Genomic DNA, 12,834 nt, shown 5'->3' on the forward strand with positions numbered 1-12,834 from the left:
TATTGATCTGGATCAATAAAGCCCGGAGCCTGCCCCTCACACTGGGCACCTCGAAACCACTGGAGCCCGGCATGACAGCCGCCCTCGCCTGGGACGCCGACCTCATCGCCCGTTACGATCGCGCCGGCCCCCGCTACACCTCCTACCCCACCGCCGTGCAATTCCACGACGGCATCGGCCCCTTCGACCTGCTCGGCGCCCTGCGCCTGAGCCGCCAGGCCGGACGCCCGCTGTCGCTCTACCTGCACGTGCCCTTCTGCGCCAACATCTGCTACTACTGCGCCTGCAACAAGGTCATCACCAAGGACCGCAGCCGCAGCGCCGCCTACCTCCACGCCCTGCGCCAGGAGATGATCCTCACCAGCCGGCACCTGGATGGCGGGCAGCGGGTGGAACAACTGCACCTCGGCGGCGGCACCCCGACCTTTCTCAATCCCATGCAGCTGCGCGAGCTGATGGCCGACCTGCGCCGCCACTTCACCCTGGCCGACGACGACCGCGGCGACTACTCCATCGAGATCGATCCGCGCGAAGCCGACTGGAGCACCATGGGCCTGCTGCGCGAGCTGGGCTTCAACCGCGTCAGTTTCGGCGTCCAGGACCTCGACCTGCAGGTGCAGCTGGCGATCAATCGCCTGCAGCCCTTCGACGACACCCGCACCCTGGTGGAGGCCGCTCGCGCCCTCGACTATCGCTCCATCAACCTGGACCTCATCTACGGGCTGCCGCGGCAGACCCCGGCCAGCTTCGCCCACACCGTGGAGCGGGTGCTGGAACTGCAGCCGCATCGGCTGTCGGTGTTCAACTATGCCCATCTGCCGCAGCGCTTTCCGCCGCAGCGGCGCATCGAAGCCAGCGAACTGCCGGACCCCGCGGCCAAGCTGGAGATGCTGCAGCGCACCGTGGAACAGCTGCTGGCCGCGGGTTATCGCTACATCGGCATGGATCACTTCGCCCTGCCCGACGATGACCTGGCCATCGCCCAGGAAGACGGCACCCTGCAGCGCAACTTCCAGGGCTACACCACCCACGGCCATTGCGACCTGCTCGGCCTGGGCGTCTCCGCCATCAGCCAGGTGGGCGAGGTGCTCTGCCAGAACACCCCCGACCTCGCCCGCTACCAAGAACGCCTGGGCCAGGGCGAACTGGCGGTGGCCCGCGGCCTGCGTCGCTCGCGGGACGATCGCATCCGCGGCGCGGTGATCGCCCAGCTGATCTGCCATTTCCAGCTGGATTTCGCCGCCATCGAGCGCAGCTGCGAACTGGATTTCCGCCAGTACTTCGCCGATGCCTGGCCGCACCTCGAGGCCATGGCCGCCGACGGCCTGATCCGTCTCGATGCCCGCGGCCTGCAGGTGCTGGCGCCGGGCCGCCTGCTGATCCGTGCCCTGTGCATGCTGTTCGACCGCTACCTGGCGGACCATGACAAGCAGCGCTTTTCCCGGGTGATATGACCCATGCCTGCCACCACTGCTAAAGTTAGACTTTTGGAACCAGACGAGAAGCGATCTTCCCCCATGACCGAGCCCCTCAAGCTGCGCAACGCCCAGGCCCATTGCAAGGATTGCAGCCTCGCATCGCTGTGCCTGCCGCTGTCGCTCGATCTGAAAGACCTGGACGCCCTAGACCAGATCGTCAAGCGCGGCCGGCCGCTGGCCAAGGGTGACCATCTGTTCCGCCAGGGCGATACCTTCGGCTCGGTCTATGCGGTGCGCTCCGGCGCCCTGCGCACCAGCAGCCTGAGCGATGCCGGCGAGGAGCAGATCACCGGCTTCCACCTGCCCAGCGAACTGGTCGGCCTGTCGGGCATGGACACCGAGCGCTATCCGGTCTCGGCCCGGGCGCTGGAGACCACCACCGTCTGCGAGATCCCCTTCGAGCGCCTGGATGAACTCTCCGAACAGCTGCCGCAACTGCGCCGCCAGCTGCTGCGGGTGATGAGCCGGGAGATCCGCGACGACCAGCAGATGATGGTGCTGCTGTCGAAGAAGAGTGCCGACGAGCGCATCGCCACCTTCCTGGTCAATCTCTCCGCACGCTTCCATGCCCGCGGCTTTTCCGCCCAGCAATTCCGCCTGAGCATGTCGCGCAACGAGATCGGCAACTTCCTCGGCCTGGCAGTGGAAACCGTGTCGCGGGTGTTCACCCGCTTCCAGCAGAGCGGTGTGCTGGCGGCCGAAGGCAAGGAAGTACGCATCCTCGACTCCGCCCGCCTCTGCGCCCTCGCGGGTGGTCAGCTGGAAGGCTGACGGCTGGTGCCTGCCGCTCAGTCAGCGACAGGCGCCCGGCCCGTCTAGAAGCTGTAGCTGACCGTCGCGGTCACGTTGCGCTCCTCCCCGAAATAGCAGAAGTCCAGGCTGTAGCAGGACGCCACATAGTCCTTGCCCATGAGGTTGTTGGCATTGACCCGCGCGGTCAGCCCCGGCAACCCCAGACGGGTGAAGTCATAGGCGAGCATGGCGTCCACCAGGGTGTAGGCCGGCACCTTGAGTGTGTTGGCCTTGTCCGCCCAACTGGTGCCCACGTAGCGTGCGCCGGCGCCGACGCTGAACCCTGCCAGCGGTCCGGCCAGCTCGTACTCACCCCACAGCGACGCCTGGTGCCGAGGCGCCTGGTTCGGCGTATTGCCCTGGGTGCCGTCCAGCGCCTGGGTGTACTCGATGTCGGTGAAGGTGTAGCTACCCAGCAGCTTGAGGCGCTCGGCCAGCTGCAGATGGCCTTCCAGCTCCAGGCCACGGGAGCGGATCTCGCCCACCGAGGAATAGAAGTCCTCCTGGGGCAACTTGGTCGCCACGTTTTCCTGGGTGATATGGAACAGCGAGGCGGTATAGAAGCTGGCGCTGCCCGGCGGCTGGTACTTCAGGCCCAGCTCCCACTGCTTGCCCTCGGTGGGCTCCAGGGGATTGCCCGCCGCGTCGTTGTAGGCGTTGGGATTGAAGGAGGTGGAATAGCTCAGGTAGGGCGCCAGGCCGTTGTCGAACAGATAGAGCGCTCCGGCACGGCCGCTGGCCTGGCCACGGCGCGCGCTGCTGCGGGTGCCCGCCAGGCGATCCTCGATGCCGATCTCCACCCAGTCCTGGCGTAGACCCAGGGAAAAGCGCCAGCGATCCAGTTCGATGAGATCCTGCAGGTAGACGCCGGTTTGCTGCAGTTCGCGGCGGTATTCGCTGCCGGGGGAAATAGTCACCTGGCCACCGTAGTTCGGCGCGAAGGCATCCAGCGCATCCGCCGTGCCGCTGGGCCAATCCACATGGGTCCAGCGACGCTGGTAATCCAGTCCGGCGAGCAGGGTATGGCGGCTGCCGGCCCAGTCGAAGTCCGCCTGCACCAGGTTGTCCAGGGTATAGGCGTGCAGGTTCTCGCGGCCGCCGGAGTAATAGCGATTGAGCAGGTTGCTGTCGCCGACATAGCCGTAGCCATAGACCTGCTCCAGCTCGACCCGCGACTTGGCGTAGCGGAAGTTCTGCCGCGCGCTCCAGACGTCATTGAACCTGTGCTCGAACTGATAGCCGACCATCTGCTGGGTGCGTTCGAATTTGTCGTGGTCGGGTTCGCCGTCGAAAAAGTGGTTGCTGATGTAGCGGCCATTGCGGCGATAGAGGCTGCCTTCGGCTGGTACACCACTGTGGTAGCCGCCATCCGGGTCCTTTTGCAGATAGGCCTGCAGGGTCAGGGTGGTTTCGTCGCTCAGGTCGATGGCCAGGCTGGGCGCCAGGGCGTAACGCTCTTCTTCCACATGGTCGAACTGGGTGTCGCTGTGCTGCGCCAGACCCACCAGGCGATAGGCGATGCGCCCCTCCTCGTCCAGCGGTCCGCCGAAATCGAAGCCGGCACCATGCTGGCCGAGATTGCCCAGGGTGGCCTGGACCTGGTGATAGGGCTGGTACAGCGGCTTCTTGCTGGTCAGGGCCACCAGACCGCCCGGCAGGCTGCGGCCATAGAGCACCGACGCCGGGCCCTTCACCACGTCGATGCGCTCGAGGAAATAGGGATCGACCTGCAGCGAGCTGAAGGTACCGCTGTCGCCCATGGTCTTGAGGCCGTCGAGAAAGACATTGTCGACGCTGTTGTCGGCGAAGCCGCGCATCACCACGTAGTCGTAACGATTGGAGGCGCCGATCTGGCCGGTGAAGATGCCCGGGGTGTACCTCATGGCCTGCTGCACGGTCTTGGCACCCTGGTCATCGATCTGCTCGCGGGTCACCACCGAGACCGACTGGGAGGTTTCCAGCAGGCCCTTGCTGGTCTTGGTGGCCACGTCGCTATGGGTCGCCAGGTAGCCATCGGTCTCGCCCAGGGCATTGCCCAGGGCGAAGCCAGTCACCGTGGTATCACTCAGGGAGGTCACGCCGGTCGCGGCCACCGCCTCCAGGCGATAGCTGCCATCGGCCTGCCGCACCGCCTGCAGGCCACTGCCCTGGAGAATCTGCTGGAAGCCGTCGGCCGGTGTGTAGCGGCCCTGCAGCCCCGGACTGCGCCGACCTTCCAGCCCCTGGGCGGGCGCCGACAGCAGTACGCCGCTCTGGGCGGCGAAGGTACTCACCACCGTGGCCAGACTGCCCGCCTCGATGCGGTATTCCTGCGCCAGGGGCGCCGCCTGGACCAGGCCCGGGGACATGGCCAGGCCGGTGATGCCCAGCGGCATGGCCAGGGCGAAGACGCGCAGGGCGCGGCGCAGCGGATGCAGGGTGAAACGGGTATCGCGATACATGGAGGGCCTCGAAACGGAGATCGTTTCCCCTAAGCCCCGCGAGCGCGAAAAAGGGGAACCACCCGCGCCATATTTTTTCAGGCGGGCACGATCTGCACCCACCAGGGCAGGCGCCGTTCCACCCGTACCGGCAGGCTCTCGGCCAGGGCCGCCAGCGCGCGGTCGGTATCCGCCAGGGGATAGCTCCCCACCACCCGCAACTGGGCGACCGTGGCGGTGCAGGTCAGCAGGCCCGGTCGATAGCGACCCAGCTCCGCCACCAGCGCCGCCAGCGACCAGTCGTCGACCACCAGCCGCCCCTGGCGCCAGAGTTGCCGCCCCGGATCGACCGGGCCTAGCGGCTGTATGGCGGTAGCCGTCATCAGCGCCCGGGTCCCTTGCGCCAGGCTCTCGGGCCGCGCCTGGCGTGGCAGCAGCTGCAGAGCCCCCCGATAGGCTGCCACCTCCAATCCCTCGTCACGCGCCTGGACCGCGCAGCAACCCGCCCCGAAGCGCATCCGACCTGGCGCCGCCTCCAGCACCCTGGGAGCCGTCCCCTCTCGGCTTTCGAACAGCGCCTCGCCGCGCAGCAAGCGCCAGTGATCCGCCGTGGCCCCGCGCGCGAGTTGGCTGTCGGTGTTGAGCCAGACGCGCACCCCGGCGGCCAGGTCGAAGGCACGGATCTCGCCGACCGCCGTGCTCAGGTCGGCGCCCTGCCCCAGCCGCCAGTCGTCCGGCCGCGCCCAGCCCAGCGCCAGACCACCCAGGGCCAATCCCAGCACCTTGAGCGCCCGGCGCCGTCCCAGGGAGTCACGCCGCGCCAGGGCCATTCGCCCGGACGCAGGCAGACCGGTGAAGCGCGCACTGATTTCCTCCACCCGCGCCCAGGCCACGGCGTTGCGGCTATCCGCCTGCAACCAGCGTTCCCAGGCCCGCTCGATGACGGGGTCCACCTCGTCGGCCGCCAGTTCGGCGAACCACACCGCCGCTTCCTCCAGAGGTCCGCCACGACCGGGGGTCAGCGCGCTCAAGACACCAGTTCCAGGCAGTGCAGCATGGCCTGGGCCATGTACTTCTTGATCATCCGCTCCGATACCCCCAGCCGCTCGGCGATGACGCCATAGGTGAGCCCCTCCAGTTGCGCCAGCAAGAAGGCCTGGCGCACCCGGCCGGGCAGGCGGTCGAGCAGCGCATCGAGTTCGGTGAGGGTTTCCAGGATCAGGGCCTGAGCTTCCGGCGAAGGCTGCACGGCCTGCGGTTGCGCGGCGAGGGCATCGAGATAGGCGCGCTCTAGGGCCTGGCGCCGCCAGTGGTTGGCCAGCAGGCCCTGGGCGACGGTCGCCAGGAAGGCACGGGGTTCACGCAGGCGTTCCAGCTCGGCTTCCCGAGCCAGCAGCCGCACGAAGGTGTCCTGGGCCAGATCGGCCGCCTGCCCCAGGCAACCCAGCCGCCGCTGCAGCCGCTCGCGCAGCCAGCCATGGTGGTCCAGGTAGAGGGTCCGGATATGTCCGTGCCGGTCGGACTCGAGCGTCTGCATCACCATCCTCGGAAGCAGCTGACTTCCGATAATGATAATGCTTCTCGATCACAAGATACAGGCCTGTCGCCGTCTCGCAGCGACGGGACAGCGCAGTGCTAGAGCGCTATCGGCTTGCGCCCGGCAAAGGCGTGGGTCAGAGTGCCGCCGTCGACCAGGTCCAGTTCGCCACCCAGGGGCACGCCATGGGCGATGCGGGAAATGGTCAGGCCCTTGGGCGCCAGCAGCTGGGCGATGTAGTAGGCGGTCGCCTCGCCTTCCACCGTGGGGTTGGTGGCGATGATCATTTCCTGGAAACCGCCCTCGCTGACACGCCGTTCGAGCTCGGGTACGCCGATGGCGTCCGGACCCAGGCCGTCGATGGGCGACAGGTGCCCCTTGAGCACGAAGTAGCGCCCGCGATAGCCGGTCTGCTCCACGGCAAAGACATCCATGGGGCCTTCCACCACACAGAGGATGCTGTCATCACGGCGGCTGTCGGCGCAGAAGCCGCAGATCTCGTCTTCGCTGAGGGTGCGGCAGCGCTTGCAGTACCCGACCCCTTCCATGGCGGCGCTGAGGGCAGTGGCCAGGCGCTGGCCACCCTGGCGTTCGCGTTCGAGCAGTTGCAGGGCCATGCGCTGGGCGGACTTCTGGCCGACCCCGGGTAGGACCCGGAGCGCATCGATCAATTGGCGAATCAGGGGACTGAAGCTCATGGACTACCGTACTGGAAGGCGGGAGAAACGGGTGCCCGACGGACACCCGCAGCTGGAGCGTCTTAGAAAGGCATCTTGAAGCCGGGCGGCAGCTGCATCCCGGAGGTCATGCCGGACATCTTGTCCTGGCTGTTCTGCTCGATCTTGCGCACGGCGTCGTTCACCGCGGCGGCGATCAGGTCTTCGAGGATTTCCTTGTCTTCCTGCATCAGGCTGTCATCCAGGCTGACGCGCTTGACGTCGTGTCGGCCGGTCATGACGACGCTGACCAGGCCGGCGCCGGATTGACCGGTCACTTCGGCGTTCGCCAGCTCTTCCTGCATCTTCTGCATCTTCTCCTGCATCTGCTGGGCCTGCTTCATCAGGCCGGCCATGCCACCTTTCATCATGTCTGCTACCTCGAACTATGAATGGAGAACCGGTCAGGCTTGGGTGTCGACCGGCTCGATGGTACCCGCGCGCACCGTGGCGGCGAACTGTTGCATCATCTGGCGGATGAGCGGGTCGTCCTGGATCGACAACTCCGCCTGCCGCTGCCGCTCCGCCCGGCGCCGCGCGGCGGCCTGGGCGGGCGTCTCCTGCTCGGGGGTCTGGATGGTGACCTCGAGCGTAATGGGGCGTCCCTGCTGCTGGTTCAGCGCATCGTTGAGCCGGCGCTGCTGGTTGGCATTGAACAGGGCGCTCTGCGCCGGATCCAGGTGCAGGTGCCAGCGATCGCCGTCCATGGCCACCAGGGTGCAGTTGGCGGCGATGCTGGCGGTCAGTCCGCCCAGCTTGAGATCGGGGAACAACGCCTGCCAATCGGCTGCCAGGCCCGTAGCCGGTTGCACCGCCGGCGCCGGCGCCGCGGCCACCGCTTCGGCAGTCGGCTCGCCGAGGCTGTCGAGATAGTCGTCCAGCCCCACCTCGTAGTAATCCTCGGCGGGTGGCGGCTCTTCGTCACCATCCAGATCGTCACCAGCGGTGTCCGCCGGCAGTTCGGCGATCACCGTGGCGTCCGGCGTCGTCTCGACCCGTGGCGTGGGCGCGGCGCTGGGCGCCGCCTGAGCGGCGGGCGCAGCGACCTGTGTCACCGATGCGGGGGCTGGCGCCGCTGCCGCCTTGACCTCTGCTTGCCCAGACTCCTCCCAGGGAAGATCGACCGGCACTTCCACAGGGGTGGTATTGCTTGCAGGTGACGGCTCGGGAGCAGGCGCAGGGGCTGCCTGAGGCCTGGGGGCAGGCGTTGAGGCCACCGGAACCGCCGCGGCCACCGGACGGGGGTTGGAGTCAGCCGTGGCCGGGCTGGCTCCCGTCGTCTTTAGTGCCGGTCGCTCGGTAATCGCCGCGCCAGCCGGCCGGAAGGCCAGCATGCGCAGCAGGACCATCTCGAAGCCATGGCGCGGCTCCGGTGCCAGCGGCAGATCGCGCCGGCCAACCAGACCCAGCTGGTAGTAGTACTGGACATCCTCCGCCGGCAGCGTCTGCGCCAGGCTCAGCACCCGCTCGCGATCGCCCTGGCCGTTGTCCACCGCATCGGGCAGCACCTGGGCGATGGCCACGCGATGCAGCACATTGAGCAGCTCGGCCAGCACCCCGCTCCAGTCGGGGCCCTGCTCGGCCAGATGGCGAACCGCGTCCAGCACTGCGCGACCATCGCCTTCCAGCAAGGCCTGGAGTACGTCGTAGACCTGGCCATGATCGAGGGTCCCGAGCATGGCGCGCACATCGGCGGCCAGCACCTTGCCCTCGCCAAAGGCGATCGCCTGATCGGTCAGGCTCATGGCATCGCGCATGGAGCCATCGGCCGCACGACCCAACAGCCAGAGCGCATCGTCCTCGAAGGGAATGCCTTCCGCGGCGAGCACCTGCTGCAGGTGGGCAACGACCCGCTCCGGCGGCATGTTCTTCAGCGAGAACTGCAGGCAGCGCGAGAGGATGGTAACCGGCAGCTTCTGCGGATCGGTGGTGGCGAGCAGAAACTTGACGTGGGGCGGTGGCTCTTCCAGCGTCTTGAGCAGGGCGTTGAAGCTGTGGGTGGAAAGCATGTGCACCTCGTCGATGAGGTACACCTTGTAGCGACCGCGGGACGGCGCGTACTGCACGTTCTCCAGCAGCTCGCGGGTGTCTTCCACCTTGGTGCGACTGGCGGCGTCCACCTCGATGAGGTCGACGAAGCGGCCTTCATCGATCTCGCGGCATACCGAGCAGCTGCCGCATGGCGTCGAGCTGACGCCGGTCTCGCAATTCAGGCACTTGGCCAGGATCCGCGCGATGGTGGTCTTGCCCACCCCGCGGGTGCCGGTGAACAGATAGGCATGGTGCAGCCGCTCGTTATCCAGCGCATTGATCAGCGCCTTGAGCACATGGGTCTGGCCGACCATTTCGCGGAACGACCGCGGGCGCCATTTGCGCGCAAGAACCTGGTAACTCATCGAGACCTGATCAGGAGAAGACGTGGGGGGAGCACATGCTAACGAAGAGGGGCGGCGAATGCATCCCGCAGCGTGGCATCGGAACGCCGCCACGCGGACTGCCGCTACCTCCCCAGATGGAGGCAGCCAGGCGGATTTTCAAGCGATCAGGAGGGGAAGCGGCAGTGAAAAAGCCGTTTCAGGCGCGCCGGCAGTGGTCTTCGCCGTCGGCCAGGACAACGCTGGAGACATAGGCTGCCAGGGCATCCAGCTGGCCGCGCAGGCGGCTCACGGTGGCGTTCATCTTGAAGGGGTTGTTCGCCTCCTCGTTGGTCAGGTCGATCCTGATCAGCAGCAGGGGCTCGGAGGGATGGTGGATCTGAGCGACCAGCGTCGCCTCGGTGTCGCGCCGGCAGTCGACGCGATACGGATGGAGGCCATTGCTCAGGGCGCGTCCTGCGCTTTCGAGTCCGTTCTTCACGATGAATCCTTGGACATTCGTCCAGTAATGATGGTGCGGCGCGCATGATGGCATAGAGCCATGAACCAGAACAGTGCATTTCGTCACGAAAGCCGTGTGGCGTGCTTCGCGGAGCGCTGAGCGGCGAGACAAAAAGGAAGGGGAAAAGCGGGGGGCAGAAATGGAGGTGGCCCCGCCAGCCACACCCCGGCACACGACATCACCGCTGCGGCTGCTCCCTTCCGGGCCTGACCGGGTTCACGGTTGATCGTTGCGGGGGGACCGACAGAGCCACCATAACGCCTCACCCTGAGGTGAGGTGCATCATTCTACGCGGTTGGGGCGAAGTTGCAAGCCATACAAGGACTTAGGTTCGCCAAGGGACAACGGATGATACCCGGAACGGCAAAACTGTCCCGCTCCGGATCAAACGCCTACGACCTGCTGCCCGCGATAGCCAGACAAGGGTATTGAGCAAGGCGACCCCAGGATAGGACCACCCGTACCAGATCCAGTGAAGACGAGCCGCCTCGGCCGCAGGGATTGTCCGCACGACCGGAGCTTGCTCCTCTCGTTAGCGAACGTCCTGGGCCTCGAGGATCTGCAGGAAGGCGTCCTCGTCCAGCACCTTCACTCCCAGCTCGTTCGCCTTGGTCAGCTTGGACCCCGCCCCCGGACCGGCGACCACCACGGCGGTCTTGGCCGAGACCGAACCCGAGACCTTGGCGCCCAGGCCCTCCAGGCGTTCCTTGGCCTCGTCGCGGCTCATGGCCTCCAGCGTTCCGGTGAGCACCCAGGTCTGGCCGGCGAACGGCAGGCCCTGCACGGCCTGCCGGGTGCTTTCCCAGTGCATGCCAAAGGCCTTGAGCTGGGCCTCGATGGCCAGCGCCCGGGCGACGTTGTCCGCCTCGGCGAAGTACTCGCGCAGCCCCTGCTTGGCCCGTTCGTTGAGACCCGCGAGGGTCTTGAAGGTCAGCCAGTCCTGGGAGCCTTCGATCAGGGCCGCCAGGCTGGGAAAGGCAGCAGCCAGGGTCTTGGCGCCGGTCTTGCCCAGAGAGGGAATGTGCAACTGGTCGAGGAAGTCGGCGAAGGCGGCATAGCCGGAGAATTCGGCGTGCACCTCACCCTCGTCCGCCAGCGCGATGCCGTTGGCCAGCAGCGCCTCCAGGACCTCGCGGTTGTGCGCGGACTGGAAGAAGTTGTGGATCTCGAAGGCCACCTCCGGCCCGATGTCCGGCAGATAGACCAGCACCTCCGGCAGCGCCTCGCGAATGCGCTGCAGACTGCCCAGGGCGCGTGCCAGGCGCTTGGCGGTCTCTTCGCCCACTTCGGGGATGCCGAGGGCGAAGATGAAGCGGGCCAGCGCCGGCTGTCGGCTGGCTTCGATGGCCGCCAGCAGGTTGCGACTGGACACCTCGGCGAAGCCTTCCAGCGCGACCACCTGCTCGTAGGTCAGGGTGTACAGATCGGCCGGCGACTTCACCAGGTCGCGATCCACCAGTTGCTCGACGATGCGATCGCCGAGGCCGTCGATGTCCATGGCACGCCGCGAGGCGAAGTGGATGATTGCCTGCTTGAGTTGCGCCTGGCAGGCCAGGCGGCCGACACAGCGATAGACCACGCCTTCGCTGACCGACTCCCTGCCCTTGCCGCGCTTGATCAGCTGGGTGCGCTCCACCGCCGAGCCGCACACCGGGCACTGCGTGGGGATCGCCACCGGCCGGGCATCCGCCGGTCGCCGCTCCGGCACCACCTGCATGATCTGCGGGATGACATCGCCGGCGCGGCGCACGATCACGCTGTCGCCGATCATCACGCCCAGCCGGGCGATCTCGTCCATGTTGTGCAGGGTGGCGTTGGTCACGGTGACGCCTGCCACCTGCACCGGCTTGAGTCGCGCCACGGGGGTGATGGCACCGGTACGCCCCACCTGGAATTCGACATTGAGCAATTCGGTCAGCTCTTCCCGGGCGGGAAACTTGTGCGCCAGCGCCCAGCGCGGTTCCCGGGCGCGGAAACCCAGCTCGCCCTGCCAGTCGAGCCGATTGACCTTGTAGACCACGCCATCGATCTCGTAGGCCAGGGCATCGCGGCGCTGGCCGATGTCCTGGTAGTAGGCACGACAACCTTCCGCGCCCTGCACCTTGCGCAGCTCGCGACTGATGGGGATGCCCCATTTCCGGAGCTGCTGGAGAATGTCGTACTGGGTGTCCGGCAGCGCCCGGCCCTCGACCCGTCCGAAACCGTAGCAGCAGAACTCCAGCGGCCGCTGGGCGGTGATCCGCGAATCCAGCTGGCGCAGACTGCCGGCCGCGGCATTGCGCGGATTGGCGAAGGTCTTGCCGCCGCTCTCCATGGCCCGGGCATTGAGCGTCTCGAAACCGGCGCGGGAGATGAACACCTCGCCGCGCACCTCCAGCACCGCCGGCCACCCTTCGCCCTGCAGGCGCAGCGGGACGTTGCGGATGGTGCGCACATTGGTGGTGATGTCTTCGCCGGTGGTACCGTCGCCGCGGGTGGCGCCGCGGGTCAACAGGCCGTTCTCGTACAGCAGACTGACCGCCAGCCCATCGAGCTTGGGCTCGCAGGTGTACTCGACACCGGAATCCGGTCCGGCGAAGTCGGTCTCGCCGAATTCCTCACGCAGGCGCTTGCCCACGCTGCGGTCGAAATCCTGCAGGTTCTCGTCGGCGAAGGCATTGCCCAGGCTGAGCATGGGTACTTCATGGCGAATGGTGCCAAAGGCGGCCAGGGCCGAGCCACTCACCCTCTGGGTGGGCGAGTCGGGTGTCACCAACTCGGGATGCTCGGCCTCCAGCGCCTTGAGTTCGCCGAACAGCCGGTCGTACTCGGCATCGGGCACGCTCGGCTCGTCCAGCACGTAGTAGCGGTAGTTGTGGGCGTCGATCTCGCTGCGCAGGGCGGCGATCCGGCTGACGGCATCTTGGGCGTCGGTCATGGCGGTCTCTCACTGTCGCCACCCAGGGGTGGCCCTGGCGGCACCCGGGGCGCCGCGGCAAAACTCACAAACAAAAAGAGCAGCCGAGGCTGCTCTT

At 67.0% G+C, this 12,834-nt stretch carries 10 protein-coding genes and 1 other RNA gene; 2 read left to right on the plus strand and 9 right to left on the minus strand.

Annotation, left to right across the window (positions count from 1 at the left end; all coding sequences use genetic code 11):
• The first annotated feature begins 71 nt into the window (after window positions 1–71).
• Complete coding sequence (gene hemN / locus QMX82_RS05925; protein WP_208690872.1) at window positions 72–1,454, plus strand: oxygen-independent coproporphyrinogen III oxidase; 1,383 nt, start codon at window positions 72–74, stop codon at window positions 1,452–1,454.
• Window positions 1,455–1,517: 63 nt separating this feature from the next.
• Window positions 1,518–2,249, plus strand: coding sequence for a fumarate/nitrate reduction transcriptional regulator Fnr (fnr, locus tag QMX82_RS05930; protein WP_007162251.1), 732 nt, complete (start codon window positions 1,518–1,520; stop codon window positions 2,247–2,249).
• Window positions 2,250–2,293: 44 nt separating this feature from the next.
• Here the strand turns inward: fnr and QMX82_RS05935 are convergent, their stop codons facing one another.
• From QMX82_RS05935 to ligA, 9 genes are all read right to left on the minus strand, one after another.
• Window positions 2,294–4,711 (minus strand): TonB-dependent siderophore receptor, encoded by a 2,418-nt coding sequence (locus QMX82_RS05935; RefSeq protein WP_282281523.1) that lies wholly within the window; start codon window positions 4,709–4,711, stop codon window positions 2,294–2,296.
• A gap of 77 nt (window positions 4,712–4,788) precedes the next feature.
• Window positions 4,789–5,721 (minus strand): DUF4880 domain-containing protein, encoded by a 933-nt coding sequence (locus QMX82_RS05940; protein ID WP_282281524.1) that lies wholly within the window; start codon window positions 5,719–5,721, stop codon window positions 4,789–4,791.
• Window positions 5,718–6,227: a sigma-70 family RNA polymerase sigma factor gene (locus tag QMX82_RS05945; protein ID WP_133859284.1), complete on the minus strand. Its 510-nt coding sequence runs from the start codon at window positions 6,225–6,227 to the stop codon at window positions 5,718–5,720. Before QMX82_RS05945 ends, QMX82_RS05940 begins: the two co-directional genes overlap by 4 nt.
• Window positions 6,228–6,325: 98 nt before the next feature.
• Complete coding sequence (gene recR / locus QMX82_RS05950) at window positions 6,326–6,925, minus strand: recombination mediator RecR (RefSeq protein WP_133859285.1); 600 nt, start codon at window positions 6,923–6,925, stop codon at window positions 6,326–6,328.
• A 62-nt stretch (window positions 6,926–6,987) separates the two neighbouring features.
• On the minus strand, window positions 6,988–7,314 hold the full coding sequence (locus QMX82_RS05955) for a YbaB/EbfC family nucleoid-associated protein (protein ID WP_007162246.1): 327 nt from the start codon (window positions 7,312–7,314) through the stop codon (window positions 6,988–6,990).
• Window positions 7,315–7,347: 33 nt separating this feature from the next.
• The gene (gene dnaX / locus QMX82_RS05960; protein WP_282281525.1) at window positions 7,348–9,339 is read right to left on the minus strand and encodes a DNA polymerase III subunit gamma/tau; all 1,992 of its coding nucleotides are present in this window, start codon (window positions 9,337–9,339) and stop codon (window positions 7,348–7,350) included.
• A 178-nt stretch (window positions 9,340–9,517) separates the two neighbouring features.
• Window positions 9,518–9,799 (minus strand): hypothetical protein, encoded by a 282-nt coding sequence (locus QMX82_RS05965; protein WP_208690866.1) that lies wholly within the window; start codon window positions 9,797–9,799, stop codon window positions 9,518–9,520.
• A gap of 170 nt (window positions 9,800–9,969) precedes the next feature.
• Window positions 9,970–10,066, minus strand: an RNA gene (gene ffs / locus QMX82_RS05970) — signal recognition particle sRNA small type.
• A 286-nt stretch (window positions 10,067–10,352) separates the two neighbouring features.
• Window positions 10,353–12,737 carry an NAD-dependent DNA ligase LigA gene (gene ligA / locus QMX82_RS05975; RefSeq protein ID WP_282281526.1) on the minus strand — a complete coding sequence of 795 codons (2,385 nt, stop codon included), beginning with the start codon at window positions 12,735–12,737 and terminating at the stop codon, window positions 10,353–10,355.
• Window positions 12,738–12,834: the final 97 nt, after the last annotated feature.

Origin of the sequence: Pseudomonas sp. PS02302 (assembly GCF_029959585.1) — a bacterium.
Classification (GTDB): Bacteria; Pseudomonadota; Gammaproteobacteria; order Pseudomonadales; family Pseudomonadaceae; genus Chryseomonas; species Chryseomonas aestiva.

Coding starts and splice junctions, on each gene's coding strand:
- hemN (WP_208690872.1), top strand. CDS start 72: ATGACAGCCGCCCTCGCCTGGGACGCCGACCTCATCGCCCGTTACGAT.
- fnr (WP_007162251.1), top strand. CDS start 1,518: ATGACCGAGCCCCTCAAGCTGCGCAACGCCCAGGCCCATTGCAAGGAT.
- QMX82_RS05935 (WP_282281523.1), bottom strand. CDS start 4,711: ATGTATCGCGATACCCGTTTCACCCTGCATCCGCTGCGCCGCGCCCTG.
- QMX82_RS05945 (WP_133859284.1), bottom strand. CDS start 6,227: ATGCAGACGCTCGAGTCCGACCGGCACGGACATATCCGGACCCTCTAC.
- recR (WP_133859285.1), bottom strand. CDS start 6,925: ATGAGCTTCAGTCCCCTGATTCGCCAATTGATCGATGCGCTCCGGGTC.
- QMX82_RS05955 (WP_007162246.1), bottom strand. CDS start 7,314: ATGATGAAAGGTGGCATGGCCGGCCTGATGAAGCAGGCCCAGCAGATG.
- dnaX (WP_282281525.1), bottom strand. CDS start 9,339: ATGAGTTACCAGGTTCTTGCGCGCAAATGGCGCCCGCGGTCGTTCCGC.
- ligA (WP_282281526.1), bottom strand. CDS start 12,737: ATGACCGACGCCCAAGATGCCGTCAGCCGGATCGCCGCCCTGCGCAGC.